Annotated in this window: 15 protein-coding genes; 14 read left to right on the top strand and 1 reads right to left on the bottom strand. The window is 71.0% G+C overall.

What is annotated here, in order from left to right; genetic code table 11:
- Nucleotides 1-64 precede the first annotated feature (64 nt).
- From F1615_RS09145 to F1615_RS09095, 11 genes are all read left to right on the top strand, one after another.
- Nucleotides 65-1,681, top strand: a complete 1,617-nt coding sequence (locus F1615_RS09145) for a carboxyl transferase domain-containing protein (protein WP_149548384.1) — start codon at nucleotides 65-67, stop codon at nucleotides 1,679-1,681.
- A gap of 26 nt (nucleotides 1,682-1,707) precedes the next feature.
- A complete protein-coding gene (locus tag F1615_RS09140) occupies nucleotides 1,708-3,714 on the top strand; it encodes an acetyl/propionyl/methylcrotonyl-CoA carboxylase subunit alpha (protein ID WP_149548604.1) in 2,007 nt (668 codons plus the stop codon).
- Nucleotides 3,711-4,658 (top strand): hydroxymethylglutaryl-CoA lyase, encoded by a 948-nt coding sequence (locus tag F1615_RS09135; RefSeq protein ID WP_149548383.1) that lies wholly within the window; start codon nucleotides 3,711-3,713, stop codon nucleotides 4,656-4,658. Before F1615_RS09140 ends, F1615_RS09135 begins: the two co-directional genes overlap by 4 nt.
- Nucleotides 4,659-4,664: 6 nt before the next feature.
- Nucleotides 4,665-5,825 (top strand): acyl-CoA dehydrogenase family protein, encoded by a 1,161-nt coding sequence (locus F1615_RS09130; protein WP_149548382.1) that lies wholly within the window; start codon nucleotides 4,665-4,667, stop codon nucleotides 5,823-5,825.
- Nucleotides 5,826-5,887: 62 nt separating this feature from the next.
- Nucleotides 5,888-6,457 (top strand): Uma2 family endonuclease, encoded by a 570-nt coding sequence (locus tag F1615_RS09125; RefSeq protein ID WP_149548381.1) that lies wholly within the window; start codon nucleotides 5,888-5,890, stop codon nucleotides 6,455-6,457.
- Between the two features lie 94 nt (nucleotides 6,458-6,551).
- Nucleotides 6,552-7,601 carry an ABC transporter substrate-binding protein gene (locus tag F1615_RS09120; protein WP_149548380.1) on the top strand — a complete coding sequence of 350 codons (1,050 nt, stop codon included), beginning with the start codon at nucleotides 6,552-6,554 and terminating at the stop codon, nucleotides 7,599-7,601.
- Between the two features lie 37 nt (nucleotides 7,602-7,638).
- A complete protein-coding gene (locus tag F1615_RS09115; protein WP_149548379.1) occupies nucleotides 7,639-8,520 on the top strand; it encodes a siderophore-interacting protein in 882 nt (293 codons plus the stop codon).
- Between the two features lie 154 nt (nucleotides 8,521-8,674).
- The gene (gene desA, locus F1615_RS09110) at nucleotides 8,675-10,117 is read left to right on the top strand and encodes a lysine decarboxylase DesA (RefSeq protein WP_149548378.1); all 1,443 of its coding nucleotides are present in this window, start codon (nucleotides 8,675-8,677) and stop codon (nucleotides 10,115-10,117) included.
- Nucleotides 10,101-11,393: a lysine N(6)-hydroxylase/L-ornithine N(5)-oxygenase family protein gene (locus F1615_RS09105; protein WP_149548377.1), complete on the top strand. Its 1,293-nt coding sequence runs from the start codon at nucleotides 10,101-10,103 to the stop codon at nucleotides 11,391-11,393. The genes desA and F1615_RS09105 overlap by 17 nt, the downstream gene beginning before the upstream one ends.
- Nucleotides 11,390-11,929, top strand: a complete 540-nt coding sequence (locus F1615_RS09100) for a GNAT family N-acetyltransferase (protein WP_149548376.1) — start codon at nucleotides 11,390-11,392, stop codon at nucleotides 11,927-11,929. The genes F1615_RS09105 and F1615_RS09100 overlap by 4 nt, the downstream gene beginning before the upstream one ends.
- A complete protein-coding gene (locus F1615_RS09095) occupies nucleotides 11,926-13,698 on the top strand; it encodes an IucA/IucC family protein (protein WP_149548375.1) in 1,773 nt (590 codons plus the stop codon). The genes F1615_RS09100 and F1615_RS09095 overlap by 4 nt, the downstream gene beginning before the upstream one ends.
- A gap of 150 nt (nucleotides 13,699-13,848) precedes the next feature.
- Here the strand turns inward: F1615_RS09095 and F1615_RS09090 are convergent, their stop codons facing one another.
- Nucleotides 13,849-15,393, bottom strand: coding sequence for a beta-N-acetylhexosaminidase (locus F1615_RS09090; RefSeq protein ID WP_425385631.1), 1,545 nt, complete (start codon nucleotides 15,391-15,393; stop codon nucleotides 13,849-13,851).
- Nucleotides 15,394-15,555: 162 nt separating this feature from the next.
- Between F1615_RS09090 and F1615_RS09085 the strand changes: the two genes are divergently transcribed.
- The 3 genes from F1615_RS09085 to glmS all read left to right on the top strand — a co-directional run bounded on the left by F1615_RS09085 (nucleotide 15,556) and on the right by glmS (nucleotide 18,603).
- Complete coding sequence (locus F1615_RS09085) at nucleotides 15,556-16,440, top strand: DUF4429 domain-containing protein (RefSeq protein ID WP_149548373.1); 885 nt, start codon at nucleotides 15,556-15,558, stop codon at nucleotides 16,438-16,440.
- Between the two features lie 75 nt (nucleotides 16,441-16,515).
- Nucleotides 16,516-16,773 (top strand): hypothetical protein, encoded by a 258-nt coding sequence (locus F1615_RS09080; RefSeq protein WP_037931703.1) that lies wholly within the window; start codon nucleotides 16,516-16,518, stop codon nucleotides 16,771-16,773.
- A gap of 12 nt (nucleotides 16,774-16,785) precedes the next feature.
- On the top strand, nucleotides 16,786-18,603 hold the full coding sequence (glmS, locus tag F1615_RS09075) for a glutamine--fructose-6-phosphate transaminase (isomerizing) (RefSeq protein ID WP_149548372.1): 1,818 nt from the start codon (nucleotides 16,786-16,788) through the stop codon (nucleotides 18,601-18,603).
- The last annotated feature ends 165 nt before the right edge of the window (nucleotides 18,604-18,768 follow it).

Genomic DNA, 18,768 nt, shown 5'->3' with positions numbered 1-18,768 from the left:
TTAGCGCTCGTTAACCTGGAGGAAATGCGTTAACGCTCATTAACAAGGTGAGGGGACCCGCAGGATGCATGAGGCACCGGAGCTTCACAGCGCGGCCGATCCCGCGTCGGAGGCCTTTCGGGCCAACGAGGAGGCGCACCGCGCCCTCGTCGAGGAACTGCGCGGCAAGCTGGCCGCGGCGGCGCTCGGCGGCGGCGAGCGGGCGCGGGCACGGCACACGGCGCGCGGGAAGCTGCTCCCGCGCGACCGCGTGGACACCCTCCTCGACCCCGGCTCGCCCTTCCTGGAACTGGCCCCGCTGGCGGCCGACGGGATGTACGAGGGGCAGGCCCCGGCGGCCGGCGTGATCGCCGGCATCGGGCGGGTCTCCGGCCGCGAGTGCGTGGTCGTGGCCAACGACGCCACCGTCAAGGGCGGCACGTACTACCCGATGACGGTGAAGAAGCACCTGCGCGCGCAGGAGGTGGCCCTCGACAACCGGCTCCCCTGCGTCTACCTGGTGGACTCGGGCGGCGCCTTCCTGCCGATGCAGGACGAGGTGTTCCCGGACCGGGACCACTTCGGGCGGATCTTCTACAACCAGGCCCGGATGTCCGGCGCCGGCATCCCGCAGATCGCGGCGGTGCTCGGCTCCTGCACGGCGGGCGGGGCGTACGTCCCGGCGATGAGCGACGAGGCGGTGATCGTGCGCAACCAGGGCACGATCTTCCTCGGCGGCCCGCCCCTGGTGAAGGCGGCCACCGGCGAGGTGGTCACGGCGGAGGAGCTGGGCGGCGGCGAGGTCCACTCGCGGGTGTCGGGCGTGACCGACCACCTCGCGGAGGACGACGCGCACGCGCTGCGGATCGTGCGGACCATCGTCTCCACGCTCCCGGCGCGCGGATCCCTGCCCTGGCAGGTGGAGCGGGCCGTCGAGCCCAAGGTGGACCCCGCCGGGCTGTACGGGGTGGTACCGGTCGACTCCCGCACCCCCTACGACGTACGGGAGGTCATCGCGCGCGTCGTGGACGGCTCCCGCTTCGCCGAGTTCAAGTCGGAGTTCGGGCAGACCCTGGTCACCGGCTTCGCGCGGATCCACGGCCATCCGGTGGGCATCGTCGCCAACAACGGCATCCTGTTCGCCGAGTCCGCGCAGAAGGGCGCCCACTTCATCGAGCTGTGCGACCAGCGCGGCATCCCGCTGGTGTTCCTGCAGAACATCTCGGGCTTCATGGTGGGCCGGGACTACGAGGCGGGCGGCATCGCCAAGCACGGCGCCAAGATGGTCACCGCGGTCGCCTGCACGCGGGTGCCGAAGCTGACGGTGGTGGTCGGCGGGTCGTACGGGGCGGGCAACTACTCGATGTGCGGCAGGGCGTACTCCCCCCGCTTCCTGTGGATGTGGCCCAACGCCAAGATCTCGGTGATGGGCGGCGAGCAGGCCGCCTCGGTCCTCGCGACCGTGAAACGGGACCAGATGGAGGCGCGCGGCGAGGAGTGGCCCGCCGAGGACGAGGACGCCTTCAAGGCCCCGATCCGCGACCGGTACGAGCGTCAGGGGAACGCCTACTACGCGACGGCCCGCCTCTGGGACGACGGCGTGATCGACCCGATGGAGACCCGGCAGGTCCTGGGCCTGGCCCTGACCGCGTGCGCCAACGCGCCACTGAGTGACCCTCAGTTCGGCGTCTTCCGGATGTGAGGGGACCCCTGACGATGACAGAGCAGATGTTCGAGACGGTGCTGGTGGCCAACCGGGGCGAGATCGCCGTCCGGGTGATCCGCACCCTGCGGTCGATGGGCGTGCGCTCGGTGGCCGTGTACTCCGACGCGGACGCCGACGCCCGGCACGTCCGGGAGGCCGACACGGCGGTGCGGATCGGCCCGGCGGCGGCTTCGGAGAGCTATCTGTCGGTGGAGCGGCTGCTGGAGGCCGCCGCCCGCACCGGCGCCCGGGCGGTCCACCCGGGGTACGGCTTCCTCGCCGAGAACGCCGGGTTCGCGCGGGCGTGCGCAGAGGCGGGGCTGGTGTTCATCGGGCCCCCGGCCGACGCGATCTCCCTGATGGGCGACAAGATCCGCGCGAAGGAGACGGTGCGGGCGGCCGGGGTGCCGGTCGTGCCCGGCTCCAGCGGCAGCGGACTGACCGACGCACAGCTCGCCGACGCGGCCCGGGAGATCGGCACGCCGGTGCTGCTGAAGCCCTCGGCGGGCGGCGGCGGCAAGGGCATGCGCCTGGTGCGGGACGCGGCGAAGCTGGCCGACGAGATCGCCGCGGCCCGCCGCGAGGCCCGCGCCTCCTTCGGCGACGACACCCTGCTGGTCGAGCGGTGGATCGACCGCCCCCGGCACATCGAGATCCAGGTGCTGGCCGACGGCCACGGGGGCGTCGTCCACCTGGGCGAGCGCGAGTGCTCGCTCCAGCGCCGGCACCAGAAGATCATCGAGGAGGCGCCCAGTGTGCTCCTCGACGAGGAGACCCGGGCCGCGATGGGCGAGGCGGCGGTCCAGGCGGCCCGCTCGTGCGGCTACCGGGGCGCGGGCACGGTGGAGTTCATCGTCCCGGGCAACGACCCCTCGTCGTACTACTTCATGGAGATGAACACCCGCCTCCAGGTGGAGCACCCGGTCACCGAGCTGGTCACGGGCCTGGACCTGGTGGAGTGGCAGCTGCGGGTGGCGGCGGGCGAGCCGCTGCCGTTCGGGCAGGAGGACATCCGGCTCACCGGCCACGCGGTCGAGGCGCGCGTCTGCGCGGAGGACCCGGCCCGCGGCTTCCTGCCCTCCGGCGGCACGGTGCTGAGGCTGCGCGAGCCGCAGGGCGCCGGCGTACGCACCGACTCCGGGCTGAGCGAGGGCACGGAGGTCGGCAGCCTCTACGACCCGATGCTGTCCAAGGTGATCGCGTACGGCCCCGACCGCGCGACAGCGCTGCGCAAGCTGAGGGCCGCCCTCGCGGAGACGGTGACGCTGGGCGTGCAGACCAACGCCGGGTTCCTGCGGCGGCTGCTCGCGCACCCGGCGGTGGCCGGCGGCGACATGGACACCGGCCTGGTGGAGCGCGAGGTGGACGGGCTCGTACCGGACGAGGTGCCGGCGGAGGCGTACGCGGCGGCGGCACTGCTGCGGCAGGCCCGCCTCGCGCCCGCCGGCGGGTCCGGCTGGGCCGATCCGTTCGACACCGCCGACGGCTGGCGGCTGGGCGGCTCGCGGGCCTGGACCGCGCACCACCTGCGGGTGGCGGGCCGGGACCCGGTGACCGTGCGCGTGCGCAGCACGCCGGACGGCGGGACGGAACTGCTGCTTCCCGGGTCCGGCACCCCGCTGCGGGGGTCCGCAGGGCCGGTGGGCGGCGAGCGGTTCACCCTCGCGCTCGACGGCGTCACCCACAGCTTCGCCACCGCGGCGGACGGCACCTGGCTGGGCCGCGACGGCGACGCCTGGCACGTGCGCGACCACGACCCGGTCGCCGCGTCCCTCACCCGGGCGGGTCAGGCGGGCGCCGACTCGCTGACCGCGCCGATGCCGGGCACGGTGACGGTGGTGAAGGTCGCCGTCGGCGACGAGGTGAGCGCGGGCCAGAGCCTGCTGGTGGTGGAGGCGATGAAGATGGAGCACGTCATCTCCGCCCCGCACGCCGGCACGGTCACCGAACTGGACGTGGCCCCGGGCACGACGGTCGCCATGGACCAGGTGCTGGCCGTGATCGCCCCCGTGACGGAGGAGACGGCATGAACGCCCCGGAACTGGGCCTGCCCATGGCCGTACCGGCCGAGGGCCTGCCCGCGCGCGTGCGCATCCACGAGGTGGGCGCGCGCGACGGCCTGCAGAACGAGAAGGCGACCGTCCCCACGGCCGTCAAGGCGGAGTTCGTCCGCCGCCTGGCAGGGACCGGCCTGACCACCATCGAGGCGACGAGCTTCGTCCGCCCCGAGTGGGTGCCCCAGCTGGCGGACGCCGAGGACCTGTACCCGGCCGTCGCCGACCTGCCGGTGGAGCTGCCGGTCCTGGTGCCGAACGAGCGAGGCCTGGACCGCGCGCTGGCGCTGGGCGTCCGGCGGGTGGCGGTCTTCGCCAGCGCCACGGAGTCCTTCGCCAAGGCCAACCTCAACCGCACGGTGGACGAGGCGCTGGCCATGTTCGAACCGGTGGTGGCCCGGGCGAAGGCGCGGGACGTGCACGTCCGCGGCTACCTCTCGATGTGCTTCGGCGACCCGTGGGAGGGCGCGGTCCCGGTCGACCGGGTGGTGCGGGTGTGCCGGGCCCTGCTGGACATGGGCTGCGACGAGCTGAGCCTGGGCGACACCATCGGGGTGGCGACCCCGGGACATGTGACGGCCCTGCTCACCGCGCTCACCGGGGCGGACGTCCCGGTGAGCGCGCTGGCCGTGCACTTCCACGACACCTACGGCCAGGCCCTGTCCAACACGCTGGCCGCGCTCCAGCAGGGCGTCGGCACGGTCGACGCCTCCGCCGGCGGACTGGGCGGCTGCCCGTACGCGAAGTCCGCCACCGGCAACCTCGCCACCGAAGACCTCGTGTGGATGCTGCAGGGCCTCGGCATCGACACCGGGGTCGACCTCGGCCGTCTGGTCGCCACGAGCGTCTGGATGGCCGCCCACCTGGGCCGACCCAGCCCGTCCCGCACCGTACGAGCCCTCTCCCACCAGGAGCAGTGAACGACCATGGACCACAAGCTCTCCCCCGAACTGGAAGAACTCCGCCGTACGGTCGAGGAGTTCGCGCACGACGTGGTGGCGCCGAAGATCGGTGACTTCTACGAGCGGCACGAGTTCCCCTACGAGATCGTGCGGGAGATGGGCCGGATGGGCCTGTTCGGCCTGCCGTTCCCCGAGGAGTACGGCGGCATGGGCGGCGACTACTTCGCCCTCGGCGTGGCCCTGGAGGAACTGGCCCGGGTCGACTCCTCGGTGGCCATCACGCTGGAGGCCGGGGTCTCCCTCGGCGCCATGCCGCTGCACCTCTTCGGCACCGAGGAGCAGAAGCGCGAGTGGCTCCCCCGGCTGTGCTCGGGCGAGATCCTGGGCGCGTTCGGCCTGACGGAGCCCGACGGCGGCAGCGATGCGGGCGCGACCCGTACGACGGCGCGTCTGGACGAGTCGGCGAACGAATGGGTCATCAACGGCACGAAGTGCTTCATCACCAACTCCGGCACGGACATCACGGGCCTGGTCACGGTCACGGCGGTCACCGGCCGCAAGCCGGACGGCAAGCCGCTGATCTCGGCGATCATCGTCCCGTCGGGCACCCCGGGCTTCACGGTCGCGGCCCCGTACTCGAAGGTCGGCTGGAACGCGTCGGACACGCGCGAACTGTCCTTCCAGGACGTCCGCGTGCCGGCCGCCAACCTGCTCGGTGAGGAGGGCCGCGGTTACGCCCAGTTCCTGCGCATCCTCGACGAGGGCCGCATCGCCATAGCGGCGCTGGGCACGGGCCTGGCGCAGGGCTGTGTGGACGAGTCGGTGAAGTACGCCAGGGAGCGGCACGCGTTCGGCCGCCCGATCGGCGCCAACCAGGCGATCCAGTTCAAGATCGCCGACATGGAGATGAAGGCCCACACCGCCCGCCTCGCCTGGCGGGACGCCGCGAGCCGGCTGGTGGCCGGCGAGCCCTTCAAGAAGGAGGCGGCGCTGGCCAAGCTGTACTCCTCCACGGTCGCCGTGGACAACGCCCGCGACGCCACCCAGATCCACGGTGGCTACGGGTTCATGAACGAGTACCCGGTGGCTCGCATGTGGCGCGACTCGAAGATCCTGGAGATCGGCGAGGGCACGAGCGAGGTCCAGCGGATGCTCATCGCACGCGAGTTGGGGCTGACGGGCTGAGTCCCGGGGCCGGTCCGCGCGGTCGCGGCGCGGACCGGCATTCCGCCTCGTACGCTGAGGCCATGGACTACGCCAAGATGCGCGCGATCGCCGAGGAGCTCGGGGCTCTCGCCGAGCGCCTGCAGGGAGCCTGGAGCGTCGAGATCGGGCCGTCGGGTCCGATACTGGCCATGATGTGCCCGTCGAAGCGTCACGAGGGCACGGTCCGCCGCATCCGTAACCAACTCAACGAGCAACTCCCCACCACGCATCCCGGCTACGTCTGCGAGAACGGGCCCGAGGTCGAGCATCCCGCGATCGGCCGCATGCGCCGCCCCGACGCCGTCGTCATTCCCGAGTCCGTGCTCGACGAGGAAGGCCTCGCCGTCGACGCGACCCAGGTGCTGGCGGTCGTCGAGATCGTGTCGCCGTCCAACCCGGACAACGACTACGGCGAGAAGCTCCGCGAGTACCCCGCGATGGGCATCCCCCGCTACATGATCGTCGATCCCCGCACCGGCACGATCGAGGTGCACTCGGCCCCCTGCGGGAACCGCTACAGCGAGAAGGACCCGTACATCTTCGGGGACCGGGTCCCGTTCGGTCCCTGGGCGGTGGACACGTCCGCCTTCCTCCGGTACGGCAGGGACTGACACCGGGCGCCCTCTGGACAGATCATGAGGTTAGGCTAACCTAAACCCTGATCTCGGCCAGGCAGGCTCCGTACGCACGAAAGCAGACCCACCCATGTCGAACGCCAGAACCGCCCGCTTCTCCCGTCGGGGACTGCTCGCCGCCGGTGGCGCCCTCGGACTCGGCGCCGTGCTCACCGCCTGCGGTGACGACGACGCGAAGAGCGGCGACTCGGGCTCGGCGGGTGGCGGCGACGCCAAGTCAGGCCCGTGGTCCTTCGAGGACGACCGCGGCACCACGGTGAAGCTCGACAAGGTGCCCGCGAACATCGTCGCGTTCACCGGTGTGGCCGCCGCGCTGTACGACTACGGCGTGCAGGTCAAGGGCGTCTTCGGACCGACCAAGACCAAGGACGGCAAGGCCGACGTCCAGGCCGGCGACATGGACATCAGCAAGGTGACCGTCCTCGGCAACGTCTGGGACCAGTTCAACGTCGAGAAGTACGCGACGCTCGCGCCCGACGTACTGATCTCCACGATGTTCGACGACGCCGGCACCCTCTGGTACGTCCCCGAGGCGTCCAAGGAGAAGATCGCCAAGCTCGCCCCGAGCGTCGGCATCTCCGTCTACGACCGTCAGCTGACCGCCCCGCTCCAGCGGATGTGGGAGCTCGCCGAGTCCCTGGGCGGCGACATGAAGGCGGCGAAGGCCACCGAGGCCAAGAAGCGGTTCGAGGAGGCCTCGGAGCGCCTGCGCAAGGCCGCAAAGGCCAACCCCGGCATCAGGGTGATGGCCGGTTCCGCGAGCCCGGAGCTCTTCTACGTCTCCGGCACCAACCTCTCCATAGACCTGGAGTACTTCAAGGCCCTCGGTGTGAACTTCGTCGAGCCGCCGGAGAAGGCCAAGGCCGAGGGCGGCGGCTGGTTCGAGAGCCTGAGCTGGGAGAACGTCGACAAGTACCAGGCCGACCTCATCATGATGGACGACCGCACCTCGGCCATCCAGCCCGCCGACATCACCGAGGCGACCTGGAAGAAGCTCCCGGCGGTCAAGGCCGGTCAGGTCATCGCGCGTTCCGCCGAGCCGATCCTGTCCTACGACAAGTGCGCCCCGCTGGTGGAGAGCCTCGCCGAGGCCATCGAGAAGGCCAAGAAGGTCGCCTGACCGTCCCTGACACCACCCTCCTTCCCCGGAGCCATACGTGACCACCGCCGTAGCCGCCCCGTTCCGCTTCTTCGCCCTCCAGGTCGCAGCGACGAGGCGGCTCGGCCCGTCCCTGGTCCGGGTCACCTTCACCGGCCCGGAACTGCGCGACTTCCGCTCCGACGGACGCGACCAGTCCCTGTCGCTGTTCCTGCCGCACCCCGGGCAGAGCGAGCCCGCCGTGCCGCTGGAACTCGGTGACGGATGGTGGCACGGCTGGCGCGAACTGCCCGACGACGTACGGGCGGTGATGCGCTCGTACACGCTCCGGGGGCTGCGCGCGGACGCCTGGGGGCGCACCACCGAGGTCGACGTCGACTTCGTGCTGCACGGCATCACCGGGGAGGCCGGCGCGTCCGCCGAGGCGGGCCCGGCCTCCCGCTGGGCCGCCCGGGCCGCCGCGGGTGACCGGGTGCTGCTGCTCGGGCCCGCGGTCGCCGACAACCGCGCGATCCGCTTCCGTCCGCCCGAGGACAGCGACCTGGTGCTGCTCTGGGCCGACGAGAGCGCCCTGCCGGCCACCGCCGCCGTCCTGGAGACCCTCCCGGCCGGCACCCGCGCCCGGGTGTGGCTGGAGGTGCCGCACTCCGGGGACGTCCAGGACCTCGCGACCGAGGCCGACGCGGAGATCACCTGGTTCGTCCGGGAGGGGGCGGCCGCCCGGTCCCAGGGCTCCCCCATGGCGCTGGACAGCCTCCGCGCCGCCGGACTCCCGCCCGCCGCACGGCCGTACGTCTGGATCGCCGGGGAGGCGGGCTGCGTGAGGCAGGTGCGGCGCCACTTCGTCGCCGAACGCGGCGTCGACCGCCGGCGGGTGACGTTCGTGGGCTACTGGCGACGGGGGCTGACGGAGGAGCAGCTGCGCGAACAGGCCGCGTAGCGAGGCAAGTCGACGCTCCATCACCCCTGGCGCCGGAGTGATCACGATCACGGCCGAAACCGCACCTCCCTGGGAAACTTAGCTTAGGCTAACCTAAGTACGCATTGCGGAATCCGCTCCCCGCACCGGACCGTCCCCACCGGAGGACCCCCACATGCGCTCGCACCTGCTCAACGACACCACCGCGGAGCACTACCGACGCTCAGTGATCCAAGGAGTCGAGCGGGTGGCCGCCAAACTCGCCACCACCGAACGGCCGTTCACCGGCGTCACGGTCGACGCCCTCGCGCCGCGCATCGACGCGATCGACCTCGACCGGCCGCTGCACGACACCGCCGCGGTGCTGGACGAGCTGGAGGACGTCTACCTCCGGGACGCGGTCTACTTCCACCACCCCCGCTACCTCGCCCACCTCAACTGCCCGGTCGTCATCCCGGCCGTGCTCGGCGAGGCGGTGCTCTCCGCCGTCAACTCCTCCCTGGACACCTGGGACCAGTCGGCCGGCGGCACCCTGATCGAGCGGAAGATCATCGACTGGACGACCCGACGCATCGGCCTCGGCCCGGCCGCCGACGGCGTGTTCACCTCCGGCGGCACCCAGTCCAACCTCCAGGCGCTGCTGCTGGCCCGCGAGGAGGCCAAGACCGACCACCTGGCGAAACTGCGGGTCTTCGCCTCCGAGGTCAGCCACTTCAGCGTGCAGAAGTCCGCGAAGCTGCTCGGCCTCGGACCGGACGCCGTGGTGGCGGTACCCGTCGACCACGACAAGCGCATGCAGACCGTCGCCCTCGCCCACGAGCTGGAGCGCTGCGCCGAAGCGGGCCTGGTCCCCATGGCCGTCGTCGCCACCGCCGGCACCACCGACTTCGGCTCCATCGACCCGCTGCCCGAGATCGCCGGGCTGTGCGAGCAGTACGGCGCCTGGATGCACGTCGACGCCGCCTACGGCTGCGGACTGCTCGCCTCGCTGAAGTACCGCGGCCGCATCGACGGCATCGAGCACGCCGACTCCGTCACCGTCGACTACCACAAGTCCTTCTTCCAGCCGGTCAGTTCGTCGGCCGTGCTGGTCCGCGACGCGGCCACGCTGCGGCACGCCACCTACCACGCCGAGTACCTCAACCCGCGCCGCATGGTGACCGAGCGCATCCCCAACCAGGTGGACAAGTCCCTGCAGACGACCCGCCGCTTCGACGCGCTCAAACTGTGGATGACGCTGCGTGTGATGGGCGCCGACGGCATCGGCCGGCTCTTCGACGAGGTGTGCGACCTCGCGGCGGAGGGCTGGAGGCTGCTGGCCGCCGACCCCCGCTTCGACGTCGTGGTGGAGCCGGCCCTCTCCACCCTGGTCTTCCGCTACATCCCGGCGGCCGTCACCGACCCCGCCGAGATCGACCGCGCCAACCTCTACGCCCGCAAGGCCCTGTTCGCCTCCGGTGACGCGGTGGTCGCGGGCACCAAGGTGGCCGGACGCCACTACCTGAAGTTCACCCTGCTGAACCCCGAGACCACGACGGCCGACATCACCGCCGTCCTCGACCTGATCGCCGGCCACGCCGAGCAGTACCTGGGAGAGTCCCTTGACCGCGCTTGCTGACGCCCCGGAAACCACCTACGACTTCGTGGGGATCGGCCTGGGCCCCTTCAACCTCGGCCTCGCCTGCCTCACCGAGCCCATCGACGAGCTGAACGGCGTCTTCCTGGAGTCCAAGCCGGACTTCGAGTGGCACGCCGGGATGTTCCTCGACGGCGCCCACCTCCAGACGCCGTTCATGTCGGACCTGGTCACCCTCGCCGACCCGACGTCCCCGTATTCCTTCCTCAACTACCTGAAGGAGAAGGGCCGGCTGTACTCGTTCTACATACGGGAGAACTTCTACCCGCTGCGGGTCGAGTACGACGACTACTGCCGCTGGGCCGCCGGCAAGCTGAGCAGCATCCGCTTCGGCACGACGGTCACCGAGGTGACGTACGACGAGAGGGACGGGCTGTACGCGGTGGCCACGGCGGCCGGGCGGACGTACCGCGCCCGGCACCTGGTGCTCGGCACCGGGACCGTGCCGTTCGTCCCGGAGCCGTGCCGCGGGCTGGAGGGCGGCCTCTTCCACACCGCGCGGTACGTGCACCGCAAGGCGGAGCTGCGGGAGAAGAAGTCGGTCACGATCGTCGGCAGCGGGCAGAGCGCCGCCGAGATCTACTACGAGCTGCTCTCCGAGATCGACGTCCACGGCTACCAGCTCAACTGGGTCACCCGCTCCCCGCGGTTCTTCCCGCTGGAGTACACGAAACTGACCCTGGAGATGACGTCCCCGGACTACATCGACTACTTCCGCGCGCTGCCCGAGGAGACCCGCTACCGGCTGGAGAAGCAGCAGAAGGGCCTGTTCAAGGGCATCAACTCGGAGCTGATCGACGCCATCTTCGACCTGCTGTACCAGAAGAGCGTCGAGAGTGGCGACCGTCCGGTGCCCACCCGGCTGCTCACCAACTCCTCCCTCACCACCGCCCGGTACGAGGACGGCGAGTACACGCTCGGCCTCCACCAGGACGAGCAGGGCAAGGACTTCGAGATCCGCACCGAGGGCCTGGTGCTGGCCACCGGCTACCACTACGAGCCGCCGGCCTTCCTCGACCCGGTGCGCGACCGGATCCGCTTCGACGGCCACGGGCGTTTCGACGTCGCCCGCAACTACGCCATCGACGTCACCGGCCGCGGCGTCTTCCTGCAGAACGCCGGCGTCCACACGCACAGCATCACCAGCCCCGACCTGGGCATGGGCCCGTACCGGAACGCGTCCATCATCCGCGAACTGCTGGGCACCGAGTACTACCCGGTCGAGAAGACCATCGCGTTCCAGGAGTTCGCCGTATGAGCATCGGTACGTTCACCGTCCGCCCCCTCGACCCGCTTCAGGACGCCGAGCTGCTGCACCGCTGGGTCACCGACCCCAAGGCGGCGTTCTGGATGATGCAGGACGCGGAGCTCCAGGACGTCGAGCGCGAGTACATGCGCATCGCCGCCCACGAGCACCACCACGCCTACCTGGGCCTGCACGACGGCGAACCGGCCTTCCTGATGGAGAAGTACGACCCCCGGTACGTCGAACTCGTCGGCCTGTACGACCCCGAGCCCGGCGATGTCGGCATGCACTTCCTGGTCGCGCCGACCGACCGGCCGGTCCACGGCTTCACCAGGGCCGTCATCACCGCCGTGATGGAGGAGCTGTTCGCCGACCCGGACACCCGGCGCGTGGTGGTCGAGCCGGACGTGGGCAACAAGGCCGTGCACGCGCTGAACGAGGCCGTGGGCTTCGTGCCCGAGCGTGAGATCGACAAGCCGGAGAAGCGCGCGCTGCTGAGCTTCTGCACCCGCGAGCAGTTCGAGGCCGCCCGAGGAGTGTCCGCATGACCCTGTCCGACGCCGTGGCGCATCTGTCCCCCCACCGCTGGGCTCGGGCCAACCGCCTGCTGATCCGCAAGGCACTCGCCGAGTTCGCCCACGAGCGGATCATCACGCCGGAGCCCACCGGCGACGGCGGGTACGCCGTCCGCAGCGACGACGGCCTGACCCGGTACACCTTCACGGCGACGCTGCGTGCCCTGGACCACTGGCAGATCGACGCCGCCTCGATCACCCGCCACCGCGACGGCGCCGAACTCCCGCTCGCCGCACTCGACTTCTTCGTCGAGCTGCAGAAGTCCCTGGGCCTGAGCGGCGAGATCCTGCCGGTGTACCTGGAGGAGATCTCCTCCACCCTCTCCGGCACCTGCTACAAGCTCACCAAGCCGCAGGTCACGGTCGCCGAGCTGGTCGACGCCGGCTTCCAGGCCATCGAGACCGGCATGACCGAGGGCCACCCCTGCTTCGTCGCCAACAACGGGCGGCTCGGCTTCGGCATCCACGAGTACCTGGCGTACGCGCCGGAGGCCGCGAACCCGGTGAAACTGGTGTGGCTGGCCGCGCACCGCTCGCGGGCCGCGTTCACGGCGGGGGCGGGGATCGAGTACGAGTCGTTCATCCGGCAGGAGCTCGGCGAGGAGACCGTCGAGGGCTTCCACCGCATCCTGCGCGACCAGGATCTCGACCCCGCCGACTACCTCCTGATCCCCGTCCACCCCTGGCAGTGGTGGAACAAGCTGTCGGTCACCTTCGCCGCCGAGGTCGCCCGCCGGCACCTGGTCTGCCTGGGCGAGGGCGACGACGAGTACCTGGCCCAGCAGTCCATCCGTACGTTCTTCAACCGGTCGCACCCGGAGAAGCACTACGTGAAGACGGCGCTGTCCGTCCTCAACATGGGCTTCATGCGCGGACTGTCCGCCGCCTACATGGAGGCGACCCCGGCCATCAACGACTGGCTGGCCCGGATCGTCGACAGTGACCCGGTGCTGCGGGCCACGGGGCTGACGATCATCCGGGAGCGGGCCGCCGTGGGCTACCGGCACCTGGAGTACGAGCAGGCCACGGACCGCTACTCGCCGTACCGCAAGATGCTGGCCGCGCTGTGGCGGGAGAGCCCGGTGCCGTCCCTGAAGGACGGCGAGTCGCTCGCCACCATGGCCTCCCTGGTCCACCTCGACCACGAGGGGAAGTCCTTCGCGGGCGCGCTGATCGAGCGCTCGGGGCTCGCTCCGGCCGAGTGGCTGCGGCACTACCTGCGGGCGTACTACGTCCCGCTGCTGCACAGCTTCTACGCCTACGACCTGGTGTACATGCCGCACGGCGAGAACGTGATCCTCGTGCTGGAGGACGGGGTGGTGCGCCGGGCGGTCTACAAGGACATCGCCGAGGAGATCGCGGTGATGGACCCGGACGCGGTGCTGCCACCGGAGGTCTCCCGCATCCGGGTCGAGGTCCCGGACGACACGAAGCTCCTGTCGGTCTTCACGGACGTCTTCGACTGCTTCTTCCGCTTCCTCGCCGCCGACCTCGCCGAGGAGGGCGTCCTGGACGAGGACGGCTTCTGGCGCACGGTCGCGGAGGTCACCCGCGAGTACCAGGCGTCGGTGCCGGAACTGGCCGACAAGTTCGCCCGGTACGACATGTTCGCGCCCGAGTTCGCCCTGTCCTGCCTGAACCGCCTCCAGCTGCGCGACAACAAGCAGATGGTCGACCTGACGGATCCGTCCGGCGCCCTCCAGCTGGTCGGCACCCTGAAGAACCCCCTCGCGGACTTCTGACCCACGAACGGGCGGGCACCCCGGAGTACGGTCCTCCGGGGTGCCCGTCGCTGGAAACACCCTCAGGGCAAGCACACCAGGGGCGCGGGCCCCGTCACCATGCGGCTCCGCCGCGCGGGCGCGACCAGCCCCCACGGCGCCGCAGCCGCATCACGACCAGGGCACCTGCGGCGACTTGTAGTAGCCCATCCCCAGCGCGTCCCACCGCGGCGCCTGCGCGGCAAGCCGCACGCGGTAGTCCTCCCAGTCGTGCGCGGCCGCCGGCGACCACCCGAGCTCGGCGATCCCGGGCAGCCGGGGGAAGGCCATGTACTCCAGTTCCCCGGAGTCCGACAGCGTCTCCGTCCACAGCGGCGCCTCGACGCCCCGCACCGCGGACGCCGGCACACCCGGCAGATACGCGCCCGGGTCCCAGTCGTAGGACCGCCGCACCTCGACGTACCCCGCCCAGGACAGCCCGAGCGGTGTGTTCTTGTCGTACTTCATGTCGAGGTAGGCCCGGTCGGCCGGGGAGAGGATCAGTCCGGTGCCGTTGCGGGCGGCCTCCGCCACCTGCTCCTTCTCCGCGCCGCTGGTGCGGTCCAGGCCCCAGTACTGGGCGAGCGCCCCCTTCGCCGGGTTCGCGCCGGTCAGCTGGTGCCAGCCGATCACGGTCTTGCCGTACTTCGCGACGACCGGCTGCACCCGGTCCATGAACGCCACGAAGTCCTCGTGCGGGGTGGAGTGCGCCTCGTCTCCGCCGATGTGGAGGTAGCGGCCGGGCGTGAGCGCGGCGATCTCCCGCACCACGTCGTCCACGAAGTCGTACGTGATCTCCTTGCCGACGCACAGCGAGCTGAAGCCGACCTCCGTACCGGTGTAGAGCGGGGGTGCCACGCCGTCGCAGTTCAGGTCGGCGTAGGAGGCGAGGGCGGCGTTGGTGTGGCCCGGCATGTCGATCTCGGGGACGACCTCGAGATGACGGGAGGAGGCGTAGCGGACGATCTCCTGGTAGTCGGCCTTGGTGTAGTACCCGCCGGGTCCGCCGCCGACCTCGGTGGAGCCGCCGTAGGTGGCCAGGCGCGGCCAGGAGTCGATGGCGATGCGCCAGCCCTGGTCGTCGCTGAGGTGCAGGTGCAGCTTGTTGATCTTGTACAGGGCGATCTGGTCGATGTAGCGCTTGACCTCGTCGACGGAGAAGAAGTGCCGGGAGACGTCGAGCATGGCGCCGCGCCAGCCGAAGCGCGGGGTGTCCGTGACGGTGCCGCCCGCCACCAGCCAGGGGCCGGGCTGTTCGGAGTCCTCCTCGACGGCCGCGGGGAGCAGCTGACGCAGGGTCTGCACGCCGTGGAAGAGCCCGGCGGGACCGGCGGCGGTGAGGGTGACTCCCGAGCGGCCGCTGTGCAGGCGGTAGCCCTCGCTGCCGTAGGGGCCCTCGGCGATCCGGAGCCGGATACCGCCCCTGCCGTGGTCGGTGACCGGCAGCCGGTAGCCGGTGGAGGGCCGCAGGACGTCCGCGAGGTACTCGCCGACCCGGCGGGCCTCGCGGGAGCCGTCGACCCGGATCCGGGTGTCCTCGGTGATGCGGTACGGGGATCCGCCGGGGTCCACCGAGGCGGGGGCCGGGATCACCCGGTCCAGCGGAACGGGGGACGTGTCCCGCGCGGTCTCGCGCTGCGCGGGGGCCGCTCCCACCATGACGGCCCCGGCCGCCATGACCAGCAGCAGGGATCCGAGCAGCCGGGTGGTACGGGGAGTCGTTCCGTGGTGCCGTCGTTGCCGTCTCACACGCGCTCCCTTCTCAACTCCGTGGCTCCGCAAGGGAAGCCGGACAGGGTATGGACCACTCTCCCGCAGGTCCGGTGAAACAATCACCCCATGGCGGAAATCATCCAGAAGGACGGCACATGGACGTTCGACGGGGAGGTCCTGCGACTGACTCCCGGACGGGACAAGAACGTCGGCCTGCTCCGCAGGACGTTGGGTGAACTGGTGCTTCCCCTGGGCGCGTTGGCGGGGATCTCGTTCGAGCAGGGCAAGAAGGCGGGGCGGCTCAGGCTGCGGCTGCGGGACGGCGCCGATCCGCTGCTGCACGCGGCCGGCGGCCGGCTCACCGAGCCGCACGACCCCTACCAGCTCGTCGTCGACTCCGACCGCTACGGCGTCGCCGAGTACTTCACGGAGGAGGTCCGCACCGCCCTGCTGCTGGACCAGGTCCCCTCCGACCCGGTGACCGGGTACCTGCTGCCCGGCCCGTCCGTGCCGCTGTCCGTGTCCGCCGGGGACGGCACGGTGAGCTTCGACGGTGAGCGCGTCCGGCTGGAGTGGAACTGGAAGACGGAGGACGCCAAGGCCGCCGCCGGCCCCCGCACCCTCGCGGTGACGGACCTGACCGGCGTGGAGTGGCAGCCGGCGGCCGGTCTGGAGAACGGGCACCTGCGCTTCTTCGTGCGCAACGCCCCCACCAAGGCCCCGGCCAAGTACGACCCCAATTCGGTGGAGCTGTGGGGCTTCAAGAAGGACCCCCTGATGGCGCTCGTCGCCGCCGCCGTCCAGGCCCGTCTGCCGCACCCCGCCGCCCCCGTCGACGAGCGCGCCCAGGAACCGGAGGCGGCCGGCCCCCAGCCGGCGCCCTCCCCCGCCGAGGACGACCACGACGCCCTGCTGCGCCGGCTGCGGGAGCTGGGCGAGCTGCACCGGTCCGGGGTGCTCACGGACGAGGAGTTCACCCTGGCCAAACAGGCGATCCTCAAGCGCATGTAACGTCCGCCCGGCATCGCCTGCCCGAATTCGGGCACGTTTCTTGCGAAACGGCCTCCGGTACCCCAGGATCATCGGGTGCACGACGAACTTGTTGATCATCTGACGCGGTCCACGCCCCTCAGCCGGGGCGAGGCGCTGCGTGTGATCCAGGACGTGCTCGCCTACTTCGACGAGACGACCGAGGAGTACGTCCGTCGCCGCCACCGTGAACTCCAGGCCCAGGGCCTGGTGAACGCGGCGATCTTCGAACGGATCGAGGCGGACCTCAGATACCGAGCGGTGGCACCGCCCGAGCTCTCGCTCCGGCAGCTGCGCCGCATCGTCTACGGCTAGGAACATACGCATATGTGCGGAATCGTCGGATACATCGGCAGGCGTGAGGTCGCCCCCCTGCTGCTCGAGGGCCTGCAGCGCCTGGAGTACCGCGGCTACGACTCGGCGGGCATCGTCGTCACGTCCCCGAAGACGACCGGCCTGAAGATGGTCAAGGCCAAGGGCCGGGTGCGCGACCTGGAGGCGAAGGTCCCGGCGCGCTTCAAGGGCACCACCGGCATAGCGCACACCCGCTGGGCCACCCACGGCGCCCCGTCCGACGTGAACGCCCACCCGCACCTGGACGCCGAGGGCAAGGTCGCCGTCGTCCACAACGGCATCATCGACAACGCCGCCGACCTGCGCCGCAAGCTGGAGGCGGACGGCGTCGAGTTCCTCTCCGAGACGGACACAGAGGTCCTCGTCCACCTCATCGCCCGCTCGACGGCCGAGAAGCTGGAGGACAAGGTCCGCGAGACCGTGCGCCTCATCGAGGGCACCTACGGCATCGCCGTGCTGCACGCCGGCTTCCCGGACCGCATCGTCGTGGCCCGCAACGGCTCCCCGGTCGTCCTCGGCATCGGCGAGAAGGAGATGTTCGTCGCCTCCGACATCGCCGCGCTGGTCGCCCACACCCGGCAGATCGTCACGCTGGACGACGGCGAGATGGCCACCCTCAAGGCGGACGACTTCCGCACCTACACCACCGAGGGCACCCGCACGACCGCCGAGCCGACCACCGTGGAGTGGGAGGCGGCCTCGTACGACATGGGCGGCCACGACACCTACATGCACAAGGAGATCCACGAGCAGGCCGAGGCCGTGGACCGGGTGCTGCGCGGCCGGATCGACGACCGCTTCTCCACCGTGCACCTCGGCGGCCTCAACCTCGACGCCCGCGAGGCGCGCCGGATCCGCCGGGTGAAGATCCTCGGCTGCGGCACCTCGTACCACGCCGGCATGATCGGCGCGCAGATGATCGAGGAGCTGGCCCGCATCCCCGCCGACGCCGAGCCGGCCTCGGAGTTCCGCTACCGCAACGCGGTCGTGGACCCCGACACCCTGTACATCGCGGTCTCCCAGTCCGGTGAGACGTACGACGTGCTGGCCGCCGTGCAGGAGCTGAAGCGCAAGGGCGCGCGGGTGCTGGGCGTGGTCAACGTCGTCGGCTCCGCGATCGCCCGCGAGGCGGACGGCGGCGTCTACGTGCACGCCGGCCCCGAGGTGTGCGTGGTGTCCACCAAGTGCTTCACCAACACCACGGTCGCCTTCGCCCTGCTCGCCCTGCACCTGGGCCGCACCCGTGACCTGTCGGTGCGCGACGGCAAGCGGATCATCGAGGGCCTGCGCCGGCTCCCGGGCCAGATCGCCGAGATCATGGAGCAGGAGGAGGAGATCAAGAAGCTGGCCCTGGAGTACGCCGAGGCCCGCTCGATGCTCTTCATCGGCCGCGTCCGGGGCTACCCGGTGGCCCGTGAGGCCTCCCTGAAGCTCAAGGAGGTCTCCTACATCCACGCCGAGGCCTACCCGGCCTCCGAGCTGAAGCACGGCCCGCTGGCCCTGATCGAGCCGGCGCTCCCCACGGTCGCGATCGTCCCGGACGACGACCTGCTGGAGAAGAACCGCGCGGCCATGGAGGAGATCAAGGCCCGCAGCGGCCGGATCGTCGCCGTGGCCCACCAGGAGCAGGAGAAGGCCGACCACACGGTCCTCGTCCCCAAGAACGAGGACGAACTGGACCCGATCCTGATGGGCATCCCCCTCCAACTCCTCGCCTACCACACGGCCCTGGCCCTCGGCAGGGACATCGACAAGCCCCGCAACCTGGCCAAGTCGGTCACGGTCGAGTAGCCCTCAAGGGCTCGGGCCGAATCGCCGCGCTGCTCCAACGCACGGGGCGACCAGCACCCCAGGGGCGCGGGGAACCGCGCGAGAACCCCGACGCGCCCGCACGGGCCGAACCGACAGAACGGGCCCCCGTGTGTTGCCGGCCAACACACGGGGGCCCGTGACGAC

Origin of the sequence: Streptomyces marokkonensis, assembly GCF_008312835.1 — a bacterium.
Taxonomy (GTDB): Bacteria; Actinomycetota; Actinomycetes; order Streptomycetales; family Streptomycetaceae; genus Streptomyces; species Streptomyces marokkonensis_A.
The sequence above is the reverse complement of the archived record's forward strand: the minus strand, read 5'-3'. Positions and strand labels throughout refer to the sequence as shown.

What these genes read in the sequence shown, in the direction of transcription:
- F1615_RS09130 (WP_149548382.1), top strand. Translation starts at nt 4,665, where the DNA reads ATGGACCACAAGCTCTCCCCCGAACTGGAAGAACTCCGCCGTACGGTC.
- desA (WP_149548378.1), top strand. Translation starts at nt 8,675, where the DNA reads ATGCGCTCGCACCTGCTCAACGACACCACCGCGGAGCACTACCGACGC.
- F1615_RS09100 (WP_149548376.1), top strand. Translation starts at nt 11,390, where the DNA reads ATGAGCATCGGTACGTTCACCGTCCGCCCCCTCGACCCGCTTCAGGAC.
- F1615_RS09095 (WP_149548375.1), top strand. Translation starts at nt 11,926, where the DNA reads ATGACCCTGTCCGACGCCGTGGCGCATCTGTCCCCCCACCGCTGGGCT.
- F1615_RS09135 (WP_149548383.1), top strand. Translation starts at nt 3,711, where the DNA reads ATGAACGCCCCGGAACTGGGCCTGCCCATGGCCGTACCGGCCGAGGGC.
- F1615_RS09090 (WP_425385631.1), bottom strand. Translation starts at nt 15,393, where the DNA reads ATGGCGGCCGGGGCCGTCATGGTGGGAGCGGCCCCCGCGCAGCGCGAG.
- F1615_RS09085 (WP_149548373.1), top strand. Translation starts at nt 15,556, where the DNA reads ATGGCGGAAATCATCCAGAAGGACGGCACATGGACGTTCGACGGGGAG.
- F1615_RS09140 (WP_149548604.1), top strand. Translation starts at nt 1,708, where the DNA reads ATGTTCGAGACGGTGCTGGTGGCCAACCGGGGCGAGATCGCCGTCCGG.
- glmS (WP_149548372.1), top strand. Translation starts at nt 16,786, where the DNA reads ATGTGCGGAATCGTCGGATACATCGGCAGGCGTGAGGTCGCCCCCCTG.
- F1615_RS09120 (WP_149548380.1), top strand. Translation starts at nt 6,552, where the DNA reads ATGTCGAACGCCAGAACCGCCCGCTTCTCCCGTCGGGGACTGCTCGCC.
- F1615_RS09125 (WP_149548381.1), top strand. Translation starts at nt 5,888, where the DNA reads ATGGACTACGCCAAGATGCGCGCGATCGCCGAGGAGCTCGGGGCTCTC.
- F1615_RS09145 (WP_149548384.1), top strand. Translation starts at nt 65, where the DNA reads ATGCATGAGGCACCGGAGCTTCACAGCGCGGCCGATCCCGCGTCGGAG.